This window comes from Cellulophaga sp. 20_2_10 (assembly GCF_023476645.1).
Classification (GTDB): domain Bacteria; phylum Bacteroidota; class Bacteroidia; order Flavobacteriales; family Flavobacteriaceae; genus Cellulophaga.
The window spans coordinates 178,912-197,292 of sequence record NZ_JAMCOJ010000002.1; the positions used below are offsets into that span (position 1 = coordinate 178,912).

The 18,381-nt window shown below is 34.9% G+C and carries 33 protein-coding genes; all 33 read left to right on the forward strand.

Annotated features, from left to right (window positions below; translation table 11 throughout):
* The first annotated feature begins 20 nt into the window (after nt 1–20).
* The 33 genes from rpsL (at nt 21) to carA (ending at nt 18,374) form a co-directional block, all read left to right on the forward strand.
* Nucleotides 21–395: a 30S ribosomal protein S12 gene (rpsL, locus tag M4I21_RS04580; protein WP_013621708.1), complete on the forward strand. Its 375-nt coding sequence runs from the start codon at nt 21–23 to the stop codon at nt 393–395.
* Nucleotides 396–421: 26 nt separating this feature from the next.
* Complete coding sequence (gene rpsG, locus M4I21_RS04585; RefSeq protein ID WP_072303198.1) at nt 422–898, forward strand: 30S ribosomal protein S7; 477 nt, start codon at nt 422–424, stop codon at nt 896–898.
* A gap of 2 nt (nt 899–900) precedes the next feature.
* On the forward strand, nt 901–3,033 hold the full coding sequence (gene fusA, locus M4I21_RS04590; protein WP_249557952.1) for an elongation factor G: 2,133 nt from the start codon (nt 901–903) through the stop codon (nt 3,031–3,033).
* 10 nt (nt 3,034–3,043) lie between these two features.
* Nucleotides 3,044–3,349 (forward strand): 30S ribosomal protein S10, encoded by a 306-nt coding sequence (rpsJ, locus tag M4I21_RS04595; protein WP_249557953.1) that lies wholly within the window; start codon nt 3,044–3,046, stop codon nt 3,347–3,349.
* A 160-nt stretch (nt 3,350–3,509) separates the two neighbouring features.
* On the forward strand, nt 3,510–4,127 hold the full coding sequence (rplC, locus tag M4I21_RS04600) for a 50S ribosomal protein L3 (RefSeq protein ID WP_249557954.1): 618 nt from the start codon (nt 3,510–3,512) through the stop codon (nt 4,125–4,127).
* Nucleotides 4,127–4,756 (forward strand): 50S ribosomal protein L4, encoded by a 630-nt coding sequence (gene rplD / locus M4I21_RS04605; RefSeq protein ID WP_249557955.1) that lies wholly within the window; start codon nt 4,127–4,129, stop codon nt 4,754–4,756. The genes rplC and rplD overlap by 1 nt, the downstream gene beginning before the upstream one ends.
* Nucleotides 4,757–4,763: 7 nt before the next feature.
* Entirely contained in the window at nt 4,764–5,054 is a 291-nt protein-coding gene (gene rplW, locus M4I21_RS04610) for a 50S ribosomal protein L23 (protein ID WP_249557956.1), read from the forward strand.
* Between the two features lie 9 nt (nt 5,055–5,063).
* Nucleotides 5,064–5,888, forward strand: coding sequence for a 50S ribosomal protein L2 (gene rplB / locus M4I21_RS04615; protein ID WP_249557957.1), 825 nt, complete (start codon nt 5,064–5,066; stop codon nt 5,886–5,888).
* Between the two features lie 12 nt (nt 5,889–5,900).
* Entirely contained in the window at nt 5,901–6,179 is a 279-nt protein-coding gene (gene rpsS / locus M4I21_RS04620) for a 30S ribosomal protein S19 (protein ID WP_072303192.1), read from the forward strand.
* 3 nt (nt 6,180–6,182) lie between these two features.
* Nucleotides 6,183–6,590, forward strand: coding sequence for a 50S ribosomal protein L22 (gene rplV / locus M4I21_RS04625; protein WP_013621717.1), 408 nt, complete (start codon nt 6,183–6,185; stop codon nt 6,588–6,590).
* 9 nt (nt 6,591–6,599) lie between these two features.
* Nucleotides 6,600–7,316, forward strand: coding sequence for a 30S ribosomal protein S3 (rpsC, locus tag M4I21_RS04630; protein WP_249557958.1), 717 nt, complete (start codon nt 6,600–6,602; stop codon nt 7,314–7,316).
* Nucleotides 7,317–7,336: 20 nt separating this feature from the next.
* The gene (rplP, locus tag M4I21_RS04635; protein WP_072303190.1) at nt 7,337–7,756 is read left to right on the forward strand and encodes a 50S ribosomal protein L16; all 420 of its coding nucleotides are present in this window, start codon (nt 7,337–7,339) and stop codon (nt 7,754–7,756) included.
* 18 nt (nt 7,757–7,774) lie between these two features.
* Nucleotides 7,775–7,966, forward strand: coding sequence for a 50S ribosomal protein L29 (gene rpmC, locus M4I21_RS04640; protein WP_249557959.1), 192 nt, complete (start codon nt 7,775–7,777; stop codon nt 7,964–7,966).
* A gap of 13 nt (nt 7,967–7,979) precedes the next feature.
* Nucleotides 7,980–8,237, forward strand: coding sequence for a 30S ribosomal protein S17 (gene rpsQ, locus M4I21_RS04645; RefSeq protein ID WP_013621721.1), 258 nt, complete (start codon nt 7,980–7,982; stop codon nt 8,235–8,237).
* Between the two features lies 1 nt (nt 8,238).
* Entirely contained in the window at nt 8,239–8,607 is a 369-nt protein-coding gene (gene rplN, locus M4I21_RS04650) for a 50S ribosomal protein L14 (RefSeq protein WP_034642780.1), read from the forward strand.
* An 11-nt stretch (nt 8,608–8,618) separates the two neighbouring features.
* Nucleotides 8,619–8,933: a 50S ribosomal protein L24 gene (rplX, locus tag M4I21_RS04655; RefSeq protein ID WP_249557960.1), complete on the forward strand. Its 315-nt coding sequence runs from the start codon at nt 8,619–8,621 to the stop codon at nt 8,931–8,933.
* A gap of 2 nt (nt 8,934–8,935) precedes the next feature.
* Complete coding sequence (rplE, locus tag M4I21_RS04660; RefSeq protein ID WP_249557961.1) at nt 8,936–9,487, forward strand: 50S ribosomal protein L5; 552 nt, start codon at nt 8,936–8,938, stop codon at nt 9,485–9,487.
* A gap of 1 nt (nt 9,488) precedes the next feature.
* On the forward strand, nt 9,489–9,758 hold the full coding sequence (gene rpsN, locus M4I21_RS04665; RefSeq protein ID WP_249557962.1) for a 30S ribosomal protein S14: 270 nt from the start codon (nt 9,489–9,491) through the stop codon (nt 9,756–9,758).
* A gap of 73 nt (nt 9,759–9,831) precedes the next feature.
* Nucleotides 9,832–10,230: a 30S ribosomal protein S8 gene (gene rpsH / locus M4I21_RS04670; RefSeq protein ID WP_249557963.1), complete on the forward strand. Its 399-nt coding sequence runs from the start codon at nt 9,832–9,834 to the stop codon at nt 10,228–10,230.
* Nucleotides 10,231–10,249: 19 nt separating this feature from the next.
* Nucleotides 10,250–10,792: a 50S ribosomal protein L6 gene (gene rplF, locus M4I21_RS04675; RefSeq protein ID WP_249557964.1), complete on the forward strand. Its 543-nt coding sequence runs from the start codon at nt 10,250–10,252 to the stop codon at nt 10,790–10,792.
* Between the two features lie 11 nt (nt 10,793–10,803).
* Nucleotides 10,804–11,157 (forward strand): 50S ribosomal protein L18, encoded by a 354-nt coding sequence (rplR, locus tag M4I21_RS04680; protein WP_072303182.1) that lies wholly within the window; start codon nt 10,804–10,806, stop codon nt 11,155–11,157.
* Between the two features lie 6 nt (nt 11,158–11,163).
* Complete coding sequence (gene rpsE, locus M4I21_RS04685; protein ID WP_249557965.1) at nt 11,164–11,688, forward strand: 30S ribosomal protein S5; 525 nt, start codon at nt 11,164–11,166, stop codon at nt 11,686–11,688.
* Between the two features lie 10 nt (nt 11,689–11,698).
* The gene (gene rpmD / locus M4I21_RS04690; RefSeq protein WP_013621730.1) at nt 11,699–11,878 is read left to right on the forward strand and encodes a 50S ribosomal protein L30; all 180 of its coding nucleotides are present in this window, start codon (nt 11,699–11,701) and stop codon (nt 11,876–11,878) included.
* 15 nt (nt 11,879–11,893) lie between these two features.
* Nucleotides 11,894–12,346 (forward strand): 50S ribosomal protein L15, encoded by a 453-nt coding sequence (rplO, locus tag M4I21_RS04695; protein ID WP_249557966.1) that lies wholly within the window; start codon nt 11,894–11,896, stop codon nt 12,344–12,346.
* A 14-nt stretch (nt 12,347–12,360) separates the two neighbouring features.
* Nucleotides 12,361–13,704, forward strand: coding sequence for a preprotein translocase subunit SecY (gene secY / locus M4I21_RS04700; protein WP_249557967.1), 1,344 nt, complete (start codon nt 12,361–12,363; stop codon nt 13,702–13,704).
* A gap of 3 nt (nt 13,705–13,707) precedes the next feature.
* On the forward strand, nt 13,708–13,923 hold the full coding sequence (gene infA / locus M4I21_RS04705; protein WP_013305172.1) for a translation initiation factor IF-1: 216 nt from the start codon (nt 13,708–13,710) through the stop codon (nt 13,921–13,923).
* Between the two features lies 1 nt (nt 13,924).
* The gene (gene ykgO, locus M4I21_RS04710; protein WP_013621733.1) at nt 13,925–14,041 is read left to right on the forward strand and encodes a type B 50S ribosomal protein L36; all 117 of its coding nucleotides are present in this window, start codon (nt 13,925–13,927) and stop codon (nt 14,039–14,041) included.
* 2 nt (nt 14,042–14,043) lie between these two features.
* On the forward strand, nt 14,044–14,418 hold the full coding sequence (gene rpsM / locus M4I21_RS04715; RefSeq protein WP_072303178.1) for a 30S ribosomal protein S13: 375 nt from the start codon (nt 14,044–14,046) through the stop codon (nt 14,416–14,418).
* Between the two features lie 99 nt (nt 14,419–14,517).
* Complete coding sequence (rpsK, locus tag M4I21_RS04720; protein ID WP_013621735.1) at nt 14,518–14,910, forward strand: 30S ribosomal protein S11; 393 nt, start codon at nt 14,518–14,520, stop codon at nt 14,908–14,910.
* A 97-nt stretch (nt 14,911–15,007) separates the two neighbouring features.
* On the forward strand, nt 15,008–15,613 hold the full coding sequence (gene rpsD, locus M4I21_RS04725) for a 30S ribosomal protein S4 (protein WP_249557968.1): 606 nt from the start codon (nt 15,008–15,010) through the stop codon (nt 15,611–15,613).
* A gap of 16 nt (nt 15,614–15,629) precedes the next feature.
* The gene (locus tag M4I21_RS04730; protein ID WP_072303176.1) at nt 15,630–16,622 is read left to right on the forward strand and encodes a DNA-directed RNA polymerase subunit alpha; all 993 of its coding nucleotides are present in this window, start codon (nt 15,630–15,632) and stop codon (nt 16,620–16,622) included.
* 37 nt (nt 16,623–16,659) lie between these two features.
* Entirely contained in the window at nt 16,660–17,148 is a 489-nt protein-coding gene (gene rplQ, locus M4I21_RS04735; protein WP_249557969.1) for a 50S ribosomal protein L17, read from the forward strand.
* A gap of 113 nt (nt 17,149–17,261) precedes the next feature.
* Nucleotides 17,262–18,374, forward strand: coding sequence for a glutamine-hydrolyzing carbamoyl-phosphate synthase small subunit (gene carA, locus M4I21_RS04740; RefSeq protein WP_249557970.1), 1,113 nt, complete (start codon nt 17,262–17,264; stop codon nt 18,372–18,374).
* The last annotated feature ends 7 nt before the right edge of the window (nt 18,375–18,381 follow it).

Here is an 18,381-nt window from a genome sequence, read left to right on the forward strand (position 1 = left end):
TATATACATATAAATATAGTATGCCAACAATTTCACAATTAGTACGAAAAGGAAGGGTCTCAATTACTAAGAAGAGTAAATCGGCTGCTTTGGATTCGTGTCCTCAAAGAAGAGGGGTTTGTACACGTGTTTACACAACTACTCCAAAGAAACCAAACTCTGCAATGCGTAAAGTAGCAAGAGTTAGGTTAACAAATGGAAAAGAAGTAAATGCTTACATCCCAGGAGAGGGTCACAATTTACAGGAGCACTCGATAGTATTAGTAAGAGGCGGAAGAGTAAAAGATTTACCAGGTGTTAGGTACCACATCGTTAGAGGTGCTTTAGATACGGCAGGTGTTGCTGGGAGAACTCAGCGTAGATCTAAGTATGGAGCAAAACGCCCTAAGAAGTAATAAACTAACACTTACAAAGAGAAGAAATGAGAAAAAAACAGGCGAAAAAAAGGCCTCTTTTACCAGATCCAAAATTCAATGATCAATTAGTGACACGTTTCGTTAATATGATGATGTGGGATGGTAAAAAATCTGTTGCCTTTAAGGTTTTCTATGATGCAATTGCAATTGTAGAAGAAAAAAATACTGATGAGGAAAAGTCAGCTTTAGAATTATGGAAGGAAGCATTGTCAAATGTTATGCCGCACGTAGAAGTACGTAGTAGAAGAGTTGGTGGAGCTACTTTTCAGATTCCAATGCAGATTAGACCAGATCGTAAAATTTCTACTGCTATGAAGTGGTTGATTAGTTATTCTCGTAAGAGAAATGAAAAATCAATGGCTCAGAAGTTAGCTGCTGAAGTTTTAGCTGCGGCTAAAGAAGAAGGTGCTGCGGTTAAGAAAAGAGTTGATACTCACAAAATGGCTGAAGCTAACAAAGCATTCTCACATTTTAGATTCTAGATATGAGTAGAGATTTAAGATATACAAGAAATATTGGTATTGCTGCGCATATTGATGCTGGTAAAACAACAACAACAGAACGTATTTTGTTTTATACGGGTGTTAGTCATAAAATAGGAGAAGTGCATGATGGTGCTGCTACTATGGACTGGATGGAGCAAGAGCAGGAAAGAGGTATTACAATTACTTCTGCTGCTACAACTTGTACTTGGCAGTTTCCTATGGAAAATGGCGAACCTACTGAAGATGCAAAAGGATACCACTTTAATATTATAGATACTCCGGGTCACGTAGATTTTACTGTAGAAGTAAATAGATCTTTACGTGTTTTGGATGGTTTGGTTTTCTTGTTTAGTGCTGTTGATGGTGTTGAGCCTCAGTCAGAAACTAACTGGAGATTAGCAGATAATTATAAAGTTCCTCGTATTGGTTTCGTTAATAAAATGGACCGTCAAGGATCAAACTTTTTAATGGTTTGTAAGCAAGTTAAATCTATGTTAGGTTCTAATGCAGTTCCAATTGTATTGCCAATAGGTGATGAGGCTGATTTTAGAGGTATAGTTGATTTAGCTAAGAACAGAGCTATTGTGTGGCATGAAGAGGGCTTTGGTGCTACTTTTGATGTTGTTGATATTCCTGAAGAGATGAAAGCTGAAGTACGTGAGTATAGAGGCGCATTAATTGAGGCTGTTGCTGAGTATGATGAAACTCTTATGGAGAAATTCTTTGAGGATGAAGATTCTATTACAGAGGACGAGGTGCATGCTGCTTTAAGGGCTGCTGTTATGGATCGTGCTATTATACCAATGATTTGTGGTTCTTCTTTTAAAAATAAAGGAGTTCAATTTTTATTGGATGCTGTTTGTAGATATTTACCTTCTCCTGTTGATAAGGAGGATATCGTAGGGACTAATCCTGATACAGGTGAAGAGGAAACTCGTAAGCCAGATGCTAAGGCGCCTTTCGCGGCATTAGCTTTTAAAATTGCAACTGATCCGTTTGTAGGTCGTTTAGCATTTTTTAGAACATATTCAGGTCGTTTAGATGCTGGTTCTTATATATTAAATAATAGATCTGGTAAAAAAGAACGTATTTCTCGTATTTACCAAATGCATTCTAATAAGCAAAATGCTATCGATTATATCGAAGCAGGAGATATTGGAGCTGCAGTAGGGTTCAAGGATATTAAGACTGGTGATACTATGTCTGATGAAAAACATCCTATTGTTTTAGAAAGTATGGACTTCCCTGATCCGGTAATTGGTATTGCGGTTGAGCCTAAAACTAAAGTTGATGTAGATAAGTTAGGTATGGCTTTAGCTAAATTAGCTGAAGAAGATCCGACTTTCCAAGTAAAAACAGATGAGGCTTCAGGACAGACTATTATTTCTGGAATGGGTGAGCTTCACTTGGATATTATTGTTGATCGTTTAAGAAGAGAATTTAAAGTTGAAGTGAACCAAGGTGAGCCTCAAGTTGAATATAAAGAAGCATTGACAAAAACGGCATCGCATAGAGAAACTTATAAGAAGCAATCTGGTGGTCGTGGTAAGTTTGGAGATATTTCATTTGAGATGGGTCCTGTGGATTCTGATTTCGAAGGTGAAGGTCTTCAGTTTGTTGATCAGATTAAAGGTGGTCGTATTCCAAAAGAATTTATACCATCTGTTCAGAAAGGATTTGATATCGCTATGAAGAATGGTCCTTTAGCAGGTTATGAAATGGATTCAATGAAAGTTGTTCTTAAGGATGGATCTTTCCACCCTGTGGATTCTGATGCATTATCTTTTGAATTAGCTGCGAAAATGGGTTATAAAGCTGCTGGTAAAGCTGCTGGAGCTGTAATAATGGAGCCTATAATGAAAATGGAGGTATTAACTCCAGAAGAAAATATGGGTGATATAGTAGGTGATCTTAATAGAAGAAGAGGTGTTATCAGTAGTATGGATGACAGAGCTGGCGCTAAGGTTGTTAAGGGACAAGTTCCTTTATCGGAAATGTTTGGATATGTTACATCATTAAGAACATTATCTTCTGGTAGAGCAACGTCTACAATGGAATTTTCGCATTATGCAGAAACTCCATCTAATATATCTGAAGAAGTTATTAAGTCAGCAAAAGGAGCAACCTCTTAAATTTACGAAAATGAGTCAAAAAATTAGAATAAAATTAAAATCTTACGATCATAATTTAGTGGATAAATCTGCTGAGAAGATTGTTAAGACAGTTAAGGCTACTGGAGCGGTTATTACAGGTCCAATTCCGTTACCTACTCACAAGAAAATATTTACAGTATTGCGTTCTCCGCACGTAAATAAGAAATCTAGAGAGCAGTTTCAGTTAAGTTCTTATAAAAGATTACTAGATATTTACAGTTCTTCTTCGAAGACAATTGACGCTCTAATGAAGTTAGAGTTGCCAAGTGGTGTAGAAGTAGAGATCAAAGTTTAAGTATCTCTGTCTGCTTCTGTATGGAGTAGATGACATGTCCTGAGCGTTTCGCAAAGGAAAAACGGAAAAAATAAATTCAGGGTTGAGTTATTTTTGACCCTGTTTTTTTGTCGTAAAGTGAAATAATAAATAAGTAATTAATAACAAATAATTAATAAATATGTCTGGGTTAATTGGAAGAAAGATTGGCATGACCAGCATCTTTGATGAAAATGGAAAGAATATTCCATGTACAGTAATCGAAGCTGGGCCGTGTGTTGTTACCCAAGTCAGAACTGAAGAAGTTGATGGGTATAGTGCTCTTCAACTTGGTTTCGATGACAAGGCAGAAAAGCGTGCTAATAAGGCTCAAACGGGTCATTTTAAAAAGGCAGGTACTTCTCCTAAAAAGAAAGTCGTTGAATTTCAAGGTTTTGATGGTGAGTTTAAACTTGGTGATGCCGTAGGTGTTGATCAGTTTAAAGAAGGTGAATTTGTAGATGTAGCTGGTACATCTAAAGGTAAAGGTTTTCAAGGTGTAGTAAAAAGACACGGCTTTGCTGGTGTTGGTCAAGCTACGCATGGTCAACATAATAGATTAAGGGCTCCGGGTTCTATTGGTGCAGCTTCTTACCCTGCAAGAGTTTTTAAGGGTATGAAAATGGCAGGTAGAATGGGTGGTGAAAGAGTCACTGTTCAAAACCTTAGAATTTATAAAATAGTTCCAGAAAAAAATCTTTTAGTAGTAAAAGGTTGTGTTCCTGGTCATAAAAACGCTTACGTAACTATTCAGAAGTAATGAAAGTAGCAGTTTTAGATAGTAAAGGAAAAGATACGGGTAGAAAGGTAGACCTTTCTGATTCAGTATTCGCAATAGAGCCTAATAACCATGCTGTATATTTAGATGTAAAGCAGTATTTGGCACATCAGAGGCAAGGAAACCACAAGTCGAAGGAAAGAGCTGAGATAGCTGGTAGTACAAGAAAAATTAAGAAACAAAAAGGAACTGGTACTGCTCGTGCGGGTAGTATTAAGTCTCCTGTTTTTAGAGGTGGTGGTCGTATTTTTGGCCCACGTCCTAAAGACTACAAGCAGAAATTAAACAAAAACGTAAAGCGTTTGGCTAGAAAATCTGCTTTTAGTATTAAACAAAATGAGAAAGCAATTTTAGTAGTTGAAGACTTTAATTTTGATGCACCGAAAACGAAAGAATTTAAGAAAGTTCTTGAATCATTAGGTGTTGAAAATAAAAAATCTTTATTTGTGTTGGGTGATTCAAATAATAATGTATATTTGTCATCGCGCAATTTAAAGCGTTCAGAAGTTGTAATTAACTCAGAACTAAGTACTTACAAGATACTTAACGCTTCAACTGTAGTGTTATTTGAAGGTGCTTTAGAGGGAATTGTATCGAACTTAAACAAATAGAAAAGCAATGAGTATAATAGTTAAGCCAATAATTACGGAAAAAATGACCGCTGATAGCGAGTTGTATAATCGTTATGGTTTCGTTGTGGATTTAAAAGCCAATAAAATTCAGATTAAGAATGCTGTAGAGCAGGCTTATGGAGTTTCGGTAAAAAATGTTCGAACAATGATTTATGGACCAAAGCGTAAAACACGTCACACTAAGACAGGTGTGCAGCACGGAAAAACTAATAGCTATAAAAAAGCTATTATTGACGTGGTAGAAGGAGATATAATTGATTTTTATAATAATCTATAAAGACAAAGCATGTCAGTTAGAAAATTAAAACCAATCACTCCAGGACAGCGATTTAGAGTAGTAAACGGATTTGACGCGATTACTACTGATAAGCCGGAGAAAAGTTTACTTGCTCCGTTAAAAAAGTCTGGAGGTAGAAACAGTCAGGGTAAAATGACAATACGCCAAAAAGGTGGAGGTCATAAAAGAAGGTATCGTGTAATAGATTTTAAGCGTGACAAACAAGGTGTTGTTGCAACTGTAGAATCTATACAATACGATCCTAACAGAACAGCATTTATTGCATTGGTAGAGTATACTGATGGCGAAAAGAGATATATTGTTGCTCAAAATGGTTTAGAAGTAGATCAGAAAATTTCTTCTGGTGAAACAGCTTCTCCGGAAGTTGGTAATGCTTTACCTTTAAGTGCAATTCCTTTAGGAACAATTATTTCTTGTATAGAACTACGTCCTGGGCAAGGTGCTGTTATGGCAAGGAGTGCGGGTACTTTTGCTCAGTTAATGGCAAAAGATGGAAAATTTGTAACTGTTAAGTTGCCGTCAGGTGAAACTAGATTAGTTTTAGCTGGTTGTATGGCTACGATAGGAGCGGTATCAAATTCTGATCACCAATTACTAGTATCTGGTAAAGCAGGTAGAAGTAGATGGTTAGGTAGAAGACCAAGAACAAGACCGGTAGCGATGAACCCTGTAGATCACCCAATGGGAGGTGGTGAAGGTAGAGCTTCAGGTGGTCATCCAAGATCAAGAAATGGTATACCAGCTAAAGGATTTAGAACTCGTTCTAAAACTAAGGATACAAATAGATATATATTAGAACGTAGAAAGAAATAAAATTAGAAAAAAATGGCACGTTCACTAAAGAAAGGACCTTACGTTCATTATAGTTTAGATAAGAAAGTTCAACAAAATGTTGAGTCGGGTAAAAAAGCAGTTATTAAGACTTGGTCTAGGGCTTCTATGATTACTCCTGATTTTGTTGGTCAAACTATAGCAGTACACAACGGTAGACAATTTGTTCCTGTTTATGTAACAGAGAATATGGTAGGGCATAAATTAGGAGAATTTTCACCAACTAGATCTTTTAGAGGTCACGCTGGTGCGAAGAACAAAGGAAAAAAGTAAGCTATGGGAGTTCGTAAAAAACAGATGGCCGAAAGAATTAAGGCTGAAAAGAAAAAGATTGCTTTTGCAAAGTTGAACAATTGTCCAACTTCGCCAAGAAAAATGCGTCTTGTTGCAGATTTAATTAGAGGTGTACAGGTAGAGAAGGCTTTGGCTATATTAAAATTTAGTCAAAAAGAAGCTTCAAGAAGAGTAGAGAAGTTGTTACTTTCTGCTATTGCTAACTGGCAATCTAAAAATGAAGATGCAGATATTGAAGAGGCTGATCTTATTGTTAAAGAGATAAGAGTAGATAGTGGAGCAATGTTAAAAAGGTTAAGACCAGCGCCACAAGGAAGAGCACATAGAATTAGAAAACGTTCTAACCACGTAACATTAGTGTTAGAATCTAACAATAAAACTCAAAGCTAAGACATTACTATGGGACAAAAAACAAATCCAATCGGGAATCGTCTAGGTATCATCAGAGGTTGGGAATCTAACTGGTACGGTGGAAATGATTATGGAGACAAATTAGCAGAGGATGATAAAATACGTAAGTATGTTCATGCTCGTTTAGCTAAGGCTAGTGTTTCTAGAATTATTATAGAACGTACTTTAAAGCTTGTTACAGTAACTATTACAACTGCAAGACCTGGTATCATTATAGGTAAAGGTGGTCAGGAAGTTGATAAGTTAAAGGAAGAGCTTAAGAAAATTACAAGTAAAGAGGTTCAGATCAATATCTTTGAAATTAAGAGACCTGAAGTAGATGCTAATCTTGTTGGAGCTAGTGTTGCACGTCAAATTGAAAATAGAATTTCTTACAGAAGAGCTATTAAGATGGCAATTGCAGCTGCAATGAGAATGAATGCAGAAGGAATTAAAATACAGATCTCTGGGAGATTGAATGGTGCTGAAATGGCTCGTTCTGAATCTTACAAAGATGGTAGAATTCCGTTATCTACTTTTAGAGCAGATATAGACTACGCATTAAATGAAGCGCATACTACTTATGGAAGATTAGGTATTAAAGTGTGGATTATGAAAGGTGAGGTTTATGGAAAGAGAGAGCTTTCTCCATTAGTTGGGATGTCTAAAGGACAGAGCAAAGGTGGTAGAAATGAAGGACCTAAGAAACAACGTCGTAGAAAGTAATTATTTAAAGAGATATAGAAATGTTACAACCAAAAAGAACCAAATTTCGTAAAGCGCAGAAAGGCCGTATGAAAGGACTTTCGCAAAGAGGGCATCAGCTTTCTAACGGTATGTTCGGTATAAAATCTTTAGATACTAAGTTTATTACTTCACGTCAGATTGAAGCTGCTCGTATTGCTGCAACTAGATATATGAAGAGAGAAGGACAGTTATGGATTAAGATATTTCCGGACAAGCCTATTACTAAAAAGCCATTAGAAGTACGTATGGGTAAAGGTAAAGGGGCTCCAGAATATTTTGTAGCTGTTGTGAAGCCAGGTAGAATTATGTTTGAGATCGCAGGTGTTCCATTGGACATCGCTAAAGAGGCTTTACGTCTTGCAGCTCAAAAACTACCGGTAAAAACTAAATTTATCGTTGCTAGAGATTATTCAGCTTAATTTATAATTTAAGGAATCATGAAACAATCAGAAGTAAAAGAATTATCAGTTGAGGATTTGAAAAATAAATTAGCTGAATACAAAAAACAGTTTGGGGATTTAAAATTAGCTCATTCTGTAACACCTTTGGAGAATCCACTTCAGATCAGAAAGACGAGAAGAACGGTGGCTAGACTAGCAACTGAATTAACTAAAAGGGATAACCAATAATTGGTTCTGCTTTATGGAAAAAAGAAATTTAAGAAAAGAGAGAGTAGGAGTTGTTACTAGCAACAAAATGGAGAAATCAATTGTGGTTTCAGAAGTTAAGCGTGTTAAACACCCTATGTACGGTAAGTTCGTGTTAAAGACTAAGAAATATGTTGCGCACGACGAAACAAACGATTGCAATATTGGTGATACAGTTAAAATAATGGAAACTCGTCCATTAAGTAGAACTAAGTGTTGGAGATTGGTGGAAATTTTAGAAAGAGCTAAATAATATGTTACAGCAAGAATCTAGACTAAAAGTGGCAGACAATACAGGGGCAAAAGAAGTTTTGACTATACGTGTATTGGGCGGTACCAAAAGAAGATATGCATCTGTTGGGGATAAAATAGTAGTATCTGTTAAAGATGCTACTCCAAATGGTGGTATTAAAAAAGGAGCTGTTTCAACTGCAGTAGTTGTAAGGACTAAGAAAGAAGTAAGAAGACAGGATGGATCTTATATTCGTTTTGATGATAATGCTTGTGTATTATTAAACCCAACGGGTGAAATGAGAGGTACACGTGTTTTTGGACCTGTTGCAAGAGAGCTTCGTGATAAGCAGTTCATGAAAATTGTTTCATTAGCCCCTGAGGTACTTTAATATTCAGAAAAATGATGAAGTTAAAAATAAAAACAGGAGATACTGTAAGAATAGTAGCTGGAGACCATAAAGGTGTTGAAGGTAAGGTTGTTACTGTAGATCGTGAGAAAAACAAGGCGATTGTTGAGGGTGCTAATATGGTATCTAAACATGAAAAGCCTAGTGCAAATAATCCTCAAGGAGGAATCGTAAAAAAGGAAGCTCCATTACACATTTCTAATCTATCTTTGATAGATCCAAAATCTGGTGAAACTACGAAAGTAGGTTATGAAGTAAGAGATGGTAAGAAAGTGAGATTTTCTAAAAAATCTAATGAAGTAATTTAATTATGACTTACACTCCAAGATTAAAACAAGAATATAGAGAACGTATAGTTCCAGCTCTTACAGAAGAGTTTGAGTACGGAAACGTTATGCAGGTGCCAAAGCTTACTAAAATAGTTTTAAGTAGAGGTGTTGGTGCTGCAGTTGCAGATAAGAAGCTTATTGATCATGCAATGGATGAGTTAACGCTTATTACGGGTCAAAAGGCAGTTTCTACTTTGTCTAAGAAAGATGTTGCTACTTTTAAATTACGTAAAGGAATGCCTATTGGTGTAAAAGTTACGTTAAGAGGAGAAAGAATGTACGAATTTTTAGATAGGTTGGTTACAAGTGCATTACCACGTGTTAGAGATTTTCAAGGAATTAAAGCTACAGGTTTTGATGGTCGTGGAAACTATAACTTAGGTATTACTGAGCAAATTATATTTCCAGAAATTAACATTGATAAGATCAATAGAATAAATGGTATGGATGTAACTTTTGTAACTACAGCAGATACTGACAAAGAAGCTAAATCATTATTAACTCAACTAGGATTACCTTTTAAAAAGAATTAGTATGGCTAAAGAATCAATGAAGGCCCGCGAAAGAAAAAGAGCCAAAACAGTTGCAAAGTATGCTGAGAAAAGAAAAGCTTTAAAAGAAGCTGGAGATTACGAAGCGTTACAAAAATTGCCAAAGAATGCATCTCCTGTACGTATGCATAATAGATGTAAATTAACAGGAAGACCTAAGGGTTATATGAGAACATTTGGTGTTTCAAGGGTAACTTTCAGAGAAATGGCTAACAATGGTTTAATCCCAGGGGTTAGAAAAGCAAGTTGGTAAAAATTAAACAATCAATATAAATTGGTTTCAGGTTTAGCGATAAGTTAAAAACCGTCACCGCAAATTATTTTAAATGGTAACAGATCCTATAGCAGATTATTTAACAAGAGTTAGAAATGCCAGTAGTGCCGGTCACAGAGTGGTAGATATTCCTGCTTCAAATCTAAAAACAGAAATAACTAAAATATTATTCGATCAAGGATATATTTTAAGTTATAAAGTCATCGATGATGCAGTACAAGGTTCTATTAAAATTGCTTTGAAGTACAATAAAGCAACTAAAGAACCTGTAATAAAAAAAATACAACGAGTAAGTAAGCCAGGTTTACGTAAGTATGCTGGTTCTACGGACTTGCCAAGAGTACTTAACGGTTTAGGTATCGCTATAGTTTCTACTTCTCATGGAGTTATGACTAGCAAGCAAGCTAAGTTAGAAAAAGTTGGTGGTGAAGTTTTATGCTACGTTTATTAATCTATAAAGAAGAAGAATAATGTCTAGAATAGGTAATAATCCAGTAACAATTCCTGAGGGCGTAACCGTTGAATTAAACGGTAATGTAGTTACTATGAAAGGTAAATTGGGTGAGTTAACTCAAGATTTTTCAGGAGTTTCTGTAAGAATAGAAGAGGGTTCAATTATAGTAAATAGAGATTCAGATAGTAAAGAGCACAAGTCAAGACATGGTTTATACAGGTCTTTGTTCTTTAATATGATTGAAGGAGTTTCTAAAGGTTGGACAAAAGAATTAGAATTGGTTGGTGTTGGTTATAGAGCTAGCAACCAAGGACAAAAATTAGATTTAGCTGTAGGTTACTCTCATAACATTGTTTTGGATATAGCTCCAGAAGTTAAAGTGGAAACTATTTCTGAAAAAGGGAAAAACCCAATCGTAAAATTAACATCTTTTGACAAACAATTAGTTGGTCAGGTAGCGGCAAAGGTAAGAGCTTTCCGTAGACCAGAACCTTATAAAGGAAAAGGTATTAAGTTTGTTGGGGAAATATTAAGAAGAAAAGCAGGTAAATCAGCTTAATAATTAGCACTATGGGATTATCAAAGACTGAAAGAAGACACAGAATCAAGAGAAGGATTAGAAAAGTTTCATTTGGAACAGCAACTAAGCCTAGATTAGCGGTGTTTAGAAGTAATAAAGAGATTTATGCTCAAATTATAGATGATAATGCAGGAACTACTTTAGTTTCTGCTTCATCAAGAGATAATGGGCTAGATGCAAAAGGAACTAAAATAGAAATAGCTAACCAAGTAGGTAAAGTTATAGCTGAGAAGGCTTTAAAAGCCGGTATAGAAACTATTGCTTTTGATAGAGGTGGTAACTTATACCACGGAAGAATTAAATCATTAGCAGAAGGTGCTAGAGAAGGCGGACTTAAATTCTAATATATTATGTACCAGAGATATAAAAACGTAGAGACAGTTAAACCAAGTGGATTAGATTTAAAAGATCGTTTGGTTGGCGTACAAAGAGTTACTAAGGTAACAAAAGGTGGTAGAGCTTTTGGTTTTTCTGCTATAGTAGTTGTAGGAGATGAGAGCGGTGTTGTAGGACATGGTTTGGGTAAATCTAAAGATGTAGCTACTGCTATTGCTAAAGCTGTTGAAGACGCAAAGAAGAATTTAATTAGAATCCCTTTAATAAAAGGAACTATACCTCATGAGCAAAAAGGTAAATTTGGTGGTGCGCGAGTATACATACAACCTGCATCTCACGGTACAGGAGTAATTGCTGGTGGTGCGGTTAGAGCCGTACTAGAAGCAGTAGGTGTACATGATGTGTTATCAAAGTCACAAGGATCTTCTAACCCTCATAATGTAGTTAAAGCAACTTTTGATGCTTTATTACAGATTAGGGATGCAAAAACAATTGCAGATCAAAGAGGAGTATCTTTAGAAAAAGTATTTAAAGGATAAATAGGATACAATGGGAAAGATTAAAGTAAAGCAAGTTAAGAGTAATATAAAACAGACTCAAAGACAAAAAAGAACCTTAGAGGCTCTTGGGCTTAGAAAAATTGGTCAAGTTGTTGAGCATGAGGCTACGCCAAATATCCTTGGTATGGTAAATAAAGTTGAACACTTAGTTTCTACTGAAGAAGCTTAATTATAATTTATCGAGATGAATTTAAGTAATTTAACACCTGCAGAAGGTGCTGTCAATAAGGCAGGTAAAATCGTAGGTAGGGGACAAGGTTCTGGTAAAGGTGGTACTGCTACTAGAGGGCACAAAGGTGCTAAATCTAGATCAGGTTACTCTAAGAAAATTGGTTTCGAAGGAGGGCAAATGCCGTTACAAAGACGTGTGCCTAAGTTTGGTTTTACAAACATCAATAGAAAAGAATACCAAGGTATTAATTTAGAGAAATTACAAGAGTTGGTAGAAAAAGGAACTATGAAAGATGTAGTTACTTTTGAAACTCTTATAGAGAATAGATTAGTAAGAAAAAATGATTTGGTTAAGATTTTAGGAGGTGGTGAATTAAAAGCTGCACTTAAAATTTCTGCTCACAAATTTACTGCATCTGCTAAGCAAGCTATTGAAGCTGCTGGAGGAGAAGCAATAAGTCTTTAATCACTAAATAGAAGATGAAGAAATTTTTTGATACCATATCCAATATTTGGAAAATAGAAGAGTTAAGAAATAGAATTATTATTACGCTTACTTTACTATTAGTATACCGTTTTGGTGCTCAAATTGCACTACCAGGGATAGACTCTCAGGAATTGGGTAATTTACAATCGGGTACAGAACAAGGTATATTTGGTTTATTAAATGCATTTACAGGTGGGGCTTTTGCCAAAGCATCTGTTTTTGCGTTGGGTATAATGCCTTATATTTCTGCATCTATTGTAGTACAGTTAATGGGAATAGCTATTCCTTACCTTCAGAAATTACAAAAGGAAGGGGAGAGTGGTAGAAAGACTATTAACCAAATTACAAGATGGTTAACTATAGCTATTTGTATTGTACAGGCTCCAGCTTACCTTTTAGGTTTAGGTGCATTTGGTGTTCCTGATGCTGCTTTTGTTATGGGTAAGGGATTAGATTTTATGATTCCAGCTGTTATAATATTAGTTACGGGTACTGTATTTGCAATGTGGTTAGGAGAGAAAATTACTGATAAAGGTATTGGTAATGGTATATCATTACTTATTATGGTTGGTATTATTGCAACAATGCCTCAGGCATTTATACAAGAAGTAGCTTCTAGAACAGGAGAAAATAGTGGTGGACCAATGTTTATACTTGTAGAAGTAATATTATGGTTCTTAGTTATTCTAGCTTCTGTATTAGTTATTATGGCAACTCGCCAGATACCAGTGCAGTACGCAAGAAGAACTGCTTCTGGTGGTTATGAAAAGAATATTACTGGATCTAGACAATATATCCCTTTAAAATTAAATGCATCTGGTGTTATGCCAATTATATTTGCTCAAGCTTTAATGTTTTTGCCAGGTATGATAGGTAAGTATTTTAATACGTCATCAATAGGTTCATGGTTAGAGGTTCAATTTCAAGATCCTTTTGGATTAGCTTATAATTTATTGTTCGCTTTTCTAATAATAGTATTCACATATTTCTATACAGCTATCACAGTTCCAACAAATAAGATGGCAGATGACTTAAAAAGAAGTGGTGGGTTTGTACCGGGGACAAGGCCTGGGAAAGAAACTGCAGATTTTTTAGATAAAATTATGTCATTAATTACGTTACCAGGATCTATTTTCTTAGCTTTGCTCGCTGTTTTACCGGCGATTGTTGTACAGTTGTTTGGAATTACAGGAAATTGGGCAATGTTTTATGGTGGTACATCACTGTTAATTATGGTAGGTGTGGCAATAGATACGGTTCAACAAGTGAATTCATATTTGTTAAATAGACATTATGATGGCTTAATGAAGAGTGGTAAAAATAGAAAAGTAGCATAAGATATGGCTAAACAAGCAGCGATTGAGCAAGACGGATCTATAATTGAAGCATTATCAAATGCAATGTTCCGCGTAGAGTTAGAAAATGGACACGTAGTTACAGCGCATATATCTGGAAAGATGAGAATGCATTATATTAAATTATTACCAGGTGATAAGGTGAAATTAGAAATGAGCCCTTATGACTTGACTAAAGCAAGAATTACATATAGATATTAAGATGAAAGTAAGAGCATCAATAAAAAAGAGAAGTGCCGAGTGCAAAATAGTGCGCAGAAAAGGACGGTTGTACGTAATTAATAAAAAGAATCCTAGATTTAAACAAAGACAAGGGTAATTATGGCAAGAATTGCAGGTGTAGATATACCAAAACAGAAAAGAGGAGTTATCGCTTTAACCTATATATTTGGTTTAGGTAGAAGCAGAGCTAAAGAGATTTTAGCTAAAGCCCAAGTTAGTGAAGATACAAAGGTGTCAGATTGGAATGATGACGAAATAGGTCGTATTCGTGATGCTGTATCTGAGTTTACAATTGAAGGTGAATTACGTTCAGAAATTCAGTTAAGCATCAAGCGCTTAATGGATATCGGATGTTATAGAGGAATTCGTCATAGATCTGGTTTACCTTTAAGAGGTCAAAGAACTAAGAACAACTCTAGAACTAGAAAAGGTAAAAGAAAAACTGTTGCTAACAAGAAAAAAGCAACTAAATAATTAAAAGTCATTAGTATTTAGAAGTTGGATTGAGTCTGCTTGAAATGTAAAAGTTTAGGATTCTAATACTAACAACTAACAACTGAAAACTAAAAAAATATGGCAAAGTCAAATACAAAAACAGCTAAGAAACGTAAAGTTATAGTTGAGTCAGTTGGGGAAGCTCACGTGACTGCATCTTTTAACAACATCATTATTTCTTTGACGAATAAAAAAGGAGATGTTATCTCTTGGTCATCTGCCGGTAAAATGGGCTTTAGAGGATCTAAGAAGAATACTCCTTATGCTGCGCAAGTAGCATCAGAAGATTGTGCTAAAGTTGCACATGAAGCTGGTCTTAGAAAAGTGAAGGTTTATGTTAAAGGCCCAGGTAATGGTAGAGAATCTGCTATTCGTGCAATACACAATTCAGGAATTGAGGTAACAGAAATTATTGATGTTACTCCATTACCACACAATGGTTGTAGACCTCCAAAAAGAAGAAGAGTTTAATTAATTTAATGGCCCAATGGGCATTTCACAGAAAGTGTAATTACGATTATCGAAGGATAAGCCTTAATTCATAGTCTCACTTTCAAAATTTTAGAAAATGGCAAGATATACAGGACCTAAAACTAAGATCGCACGTAAATTCGGAGAAGCGATATTTGGAGAAGATAAGTCTTTTGAAAAAAAGAACTACCCTCCAGGACAACACGGTAACACTAGACGTCGTGGTAAAAAATCTGAATATGCGATCCAGTTAATGGAAAAGCAAAAAGCTAAATATTCTTATGGAATTTTAGAAAAACAATTCAGAAACTTATTTGCTAAAGCAAATAGTAGTAAAGGAGTAACTGGTGAAGTATTACTTCAATTATGTGAATCTCGTTTAGATAACGTTGTTTACAGAATGGGTGTTTCTAGCTCAAGAAGAGGAGCAAGACAATTAGTTTCTCACCGTCACATTACAGTGAACGGTAATTTGGTTAACATACCATCTTATTCTTTAAAACCAGGAGATGTTGTTGGTGTTAGAGAAAAATCAAAATCATTATCTGCTATACAAGATTCATTGGCTGCAAATAGTCGTGTTTATGAGTGGATAACTTGGAATACTGAAAAAAGTGAGGGTTCTTATGTATCTATCCCTGAAAGAGTTCAGATTCCTGAAAATATCAAAGAACAACTAATCGTCGAGTTATACTCTAAATAAACAACCTGATTCAACTATGGCATTATTAAATTTTCAGAAGCCCGATAAAGTTATAATGATCGATTCTACCGATTTTGAAGGGAAATTTGAATTCCGTCCTTTAGAGCCTGGTTATGGATTGACTGTTGGAAACGCATTAAGAAGAGTATTACTTTCTGCTTTAGAAGGTTTTGCTATTACTTCTGTAAGAATGGATAAAGTGGAACATGAGTTCTCTGTTATTCCAGGTGTTGTTGAAGACGTTACAGAAATGATTCTTAACTTAAAACAAGTACGTTTTAAGAGACAAATAGAAGACGTAGAAACTGAAACAGTTTCAATTTCTGTAAGTGGAAAAAATCAGTTAACTGCAGGTGATTTTCAGAAATTTATTTCTGGGTACCAAGTATTAAATCCTGATTTAGTAATTTGTAATATGGATGCAAAAGTTAGCATCAATATGGAAATTGTTATTGAAAAAGGAAGAGGATACGTACCAGCAGAAGAGAATAAAAAGCCTGGTGCTGCAATAGGAACTATTCCAATTGATTCTATCTTTACACCTATAAAGAATGTAAAGTATAGTATTGAGAACTATCGTGTTGAGCAAAAAACTGATTATGAAAAATTAGTTTTTGAAATCAGTAGCGATGGATCAATAAATCCTAAAGATGCTTTGACAGAGGCTGCAAAGGTTTTAATTCATCACTTTATGTTATTCTCTGATGAGCGTATTACATTAGAAGCTGATGAAATAGCTCAGACAGAAACATATGATGAGGAATCATTACACATGCGTCAGTTGTTAAAAACGAAATTAGTAGATATGGATCTTTCGGTTCGTGCTCTAAATTGTTTGAAAGCAGCAGAAGTAGACACATTAGGAGATTTAGTTTCTTTCAATAAAAATGACCTTATGAAGTTTAGAAACTTCGGTAAAAAATCATTAACGGAATTAGAAGAGTTAGTGATTAATAAAGGGTTGAGTTTTGGAATGGACTTATCAAAATATAAATTGGATAAAGATTAATTTTATTTCCATTAAAGGAAATATATAAGATATTACAATGAGACACGGTAAAAAAGTTAATCATTTAGGAAGAAAGGCAGCGCATAGAAAAGCTATGTTAGCAAATATGGCTTGTTCTTTAATTGAGCACAAAAGAATTAACACTACTGTTGCTAAAGCGAAAGCTTTAAAACAATTTGTTGAGCCTTTAATTACAAAATCTAAGGCAGAAAACAATCAGTCTGTAGAGAAAGGTACTCACAATAGACGTATAGTGTTTAAGAACTTGAGAGATAAGTATGCTGTTACAACCTTATTTGGTGAAGTTTCTTCTAAAATAGGAGATAGACCAGGTGGTTATACAAGGATTATTAAGCTTGGAAACAGATTAGGTGATAACGCGGATATGGCTCTAATAGAGTTAGTAGATTTTAATGAAATCTATACTGTTGGTAAGCCAGTAGAAAAGAAGAAATCTAGAAGAGGTAGAAGTAAAAAAGCGGAAACGCCGGTTACAGAAACAAAATCAGATGATTCAGAAGAATAAAATAATGATTTTATTTTTTTTTAAATATTCAAAAGGGATAGACTTATAGTCTGTCCCTTTTTTTTGTGTTAGATTTGTAGAGTAGAAATATTAAGTTTTAAATTTTTTATAGGGTGAAATATCAAACAAGAAGAAAAGCGCTAATATTATTGGCAGATGGTACAATTTTTCACGGTAAAGCTGTAGGGGATGCAACTGGTACTGCATTTGGAGAGGTATGTTTTAATACTGGTATGACAGGTTATCAAGAAATATTTACGGATCCATCTTATTTTGGTCAACTAATGGTAACTACCAATGCTCATATTGGTAATTATGGTACTAACAAAGAAGAAGTAGAGTCTAACTCTGTTAAGATTTCAGGTCTTATTTGTAAAAATTTCAGTTATGACTATTCAAGAGTTGATGCTGATGCTAGTTTGCAAGAATTTTTAAATGATAGTAATCTTTTTGCTATATCTGATGTTGATACTAGGGCTCTAGTTAGCTATATTAGAGATAATGGAGCTATGAATGCTGTTATAACAACAGAGGTAAACAACGTAGAAAGTCTAAAGGAGCAGTTGGCTAAAGTACCTAGTATGGAAGGCTTAGAGTTATCTTCAAAAGTTTCTACTAAAGAACCTTATTTTTATGGAGAAGAAAATGCAACTTATAAAATTGCAGCTTTAGATATCGGTATAAAGAAAAATATACTTAGAAATTTAGCGAAAAGAGATGCTTACATTAAGGTTTTTCCATATAATGCTTCTTATGAAGATTTAAAGGCATTTAATCCTGATGGATACTTTATTTCTAATGGTCCTGGCGATCCAGAGCCATTAACAGATGCAATACAGACAGCAAAAGATATTATAGCTAACAATAATACATTGTTTGGTATTTGTTTGGGGCATCAAGTTATTGCTATAGCAAACGGAATATCTACTTATAAAATGCATAATGGGCATAGGGGTATTAATCATCCTGTTTTGAACATTACTACAGGCAAGGGTGAAATTACATCTCAAAATCATGGTTTCGCAATTAATAGAGAAGAGGCAGAAGCTAATAGTGAATTAGAAATTACACATACGCATCTTAACGATCATACTGTAGCTGGGATAAAAATGAAAAATAAAAATGTATTCTCTGTACAATATCACCCAGAAGCAAGTCCAGGACCACACGATTCTAATTATTTGTTTGACAATTTTTTTGAATTAATAAAAAACAATCAGAACTAAATAATAC

Excerpts from the sequence above, each read along its gene's own strand:
- rpsL (WP_013621708.1), top strand. The coding sequence starts at position 21 with ATGCCAACAATTTCACAATTAGTACGAAAAGGAAGGGTCTCAATTACT.
- rpsG (WP_072303198.1), top strand. The coding sequence starts at position 422 with ATGAGAAAAAAACAGGCGAAAAAAAGGCCTCTTTTACCAGATCCAAAA.
- fusA (WP_249557952.1), top strand. The coding sequence starts at position 901 with ATGAGTAGAGATTTAAGATATACAAGAAATATTGGTATTGCTGCGCAT.
- rpsJ (WP_249557953.1), top strand. The coding sequence starts at position 3,044 with ATGAGTCAAAAAATTAGAATAAAATTAAAATCTTACGATCATAATTTA.
- rplC (WP_249557954.1), top strand. The coding sequence starts at position 3,510 with ATGTCTGGGTTAATTGGAAGAAAGATTGGCATGACCAGCATCTTTGAT.
- rplD (WP_249557955.1), top strand. The coding sequence starts at position 4,127 with ATGAAAGTAGCAGTTTTAGATAGTAAAGGAAAAGATACGGGTAGAAAG.
- rplW (WP_249557956.1), top strand. The coding sequence starts at position 4,764 with ATGAGTATAATAGTTAAGCCAATAATTACGGAAAAAATGACCGCTGAT.
- rplB (WP_249557957.1), top strand. The coding sequence starts at position 5,064 with ATGTCAGTTAGAAAATTAAAACCAATCACTCCAGGACAGCGATTTAGA.
- rpsS (WP_072303192.1), top strand. The coding sequence starts at position 5,901 with ATGGCACGTTCACTAAAGAAAGGACCTTACGTTCATTATAGTTTAGAT.
- rplV (WP_013621717.1), top strand. The coding sequence starts at position 6,183 with ATGGGAGTTCGTAAAAAACAGATGGCCGAAAGAATTAAGGCTGAAAAG.
- rpsC (WP_249557958.1), top strand. The coding sequence starts at position 6,600 with ATGGGACAAAAAACAAATCCAATCGGGAATCGTCTAGGTATCATCAGA.
- rplP (WP_072303190.1), top strand. The coding sequence starts at position 7,337 with ATGTTACAACCAAAAAGAACCAAATTTCGTAAAGCGCAGAAAGGCCGT.
- rpmC (WP_249557959.1), top strand. The coding sequence starts at position 7,775 with ATGAAACAATCAGAAGTAAAAGAATTATCAGTTGAGGATTTGAAAAAT.
- rpsQ (WP_013621721.1), top strand. The coding sequence starts at position 7,980 with ATGGAAAAAAGAAATTTAAGAAAAGAGAGAGTAGGAGTTGTTACTAGC.
- rplN (WP_034642780.1), top strand. The coding sequence starts at position 8,239 with ATGTTACAGCAAGAATCTAGACTAAAAGTGGCAGACAATACAGGGGCA.
- rplX (WP_249557960.1), top strand. The coding sequence starts at position 8,619 with ATGATGAAGTTAAAAATAAAAACAGGAGATACTGTAAGAATAGTAGCT.
- rplE (WP_249557961.1), top strand. The coding sequence starts at position 8,936 with ATGACTTACACTCCAAGATTAAAACAAGAATATAGAGAACGTATAGTT.
- rpsN (WP_249557962.1), top strand. The coding sequence starts at position 9,489 with ATGGCTAAAGAATCAATGAAGGCCCGCGAAAGAAAAAGAGCCAAAACA.
- rpsH (WP_249557963.1), top strand. The coding sequence starts at position 9,832 with ATGGTAACAGATCCTATAGCAGATTATTTAACAAGAGTTAGAAATGCC.
- rplF (WP_249557964.1), top strand. The coding sequence starts at position 10,250 with ATGTCTAGAATAGGTAATAATCCAGTAACAATTCCTGAGGGCGTAACC.
- rplR (WP_072303182.1), top strand. The coding sequence starts at position 10,804 with ATGGGATTATCAAAGACTGAAAGAAGACACAGAATCAAGAGAAGGATT.
- rpsE (WP_249557965.1), top strand. The coding sequence starts at position 11,164 with ATGTACCAGAGATATAAAAACGTAGAGACAGTTAAACCAAGTGGATTA.
- rpmD (WP_013621730.1), top strand. The coding sequence starts at position 11,699 with ATGGGAAAGATTAAAGTAAAGCAAGTTAAGAGTAATATAAAACAGACT.
- rplO (WP_249557966.1), top strand. The coding sequence starts at position 11,894 with ATGAATTTAAGTAATTTAACACCTGCAGAAGGTGCTGTCAATAAGGCA.
- secY (WP_249557967.1), top strand. The coding sequence starts at position 12,361 with ATGAAGAAATTTTTTGATACCATATCCAATATTTGGAAAATAGAAGAG.
- infA (WP_013305172.1), top strand. The coding sequence starts at position 13,708 with ATGGCTAAACAAGCAGCGATTGAGCAAGACGGATCTATAATTGAAGCA.
- ykgO (WP_013621733.1), top strand. The coding sequence starts at position 13,925 with ATGAAAGTAAGAGCATCAATAAAAAAGAGAAGTGCCGAGTGCAAAATA.
- rpsM (WP_072303178.1), top strand. The coding sequence starts at position 14,044 with ATGGCAAGAATTGCAGGTGTAGATATACCAAAACAGAAAAGAGGAGTT.
- rpsK (WP_013621735.1), top strand. The coding sequence starts at position 14,518 with ATGGCAAAGTCAAATACAAAAACAGCTAAGAAACGTAAAGTTATAGTT.
- rpsD (WP_249557968.1), top strand. The coding sequence starts at position 15,008 with ATGGCAAGATATACAGGACCTAAAACTAAGATCGCACGTAAATTCGGA.
- M4I21_RS04730 (WP_072303176.1), top strand. The coding sequence starts at position 15,630 with ATGGCATTATTAAATTTTCAGAAGCCCGATAAAGTTATAATGATCGAT.
- rplQ (WP_249557969.1), top strand. The coding sequence starts at position 16,660 with ATGAGACACGGTAAAAAAGTTAATCATTTAGGAAGAAAGGCAGCGCAT.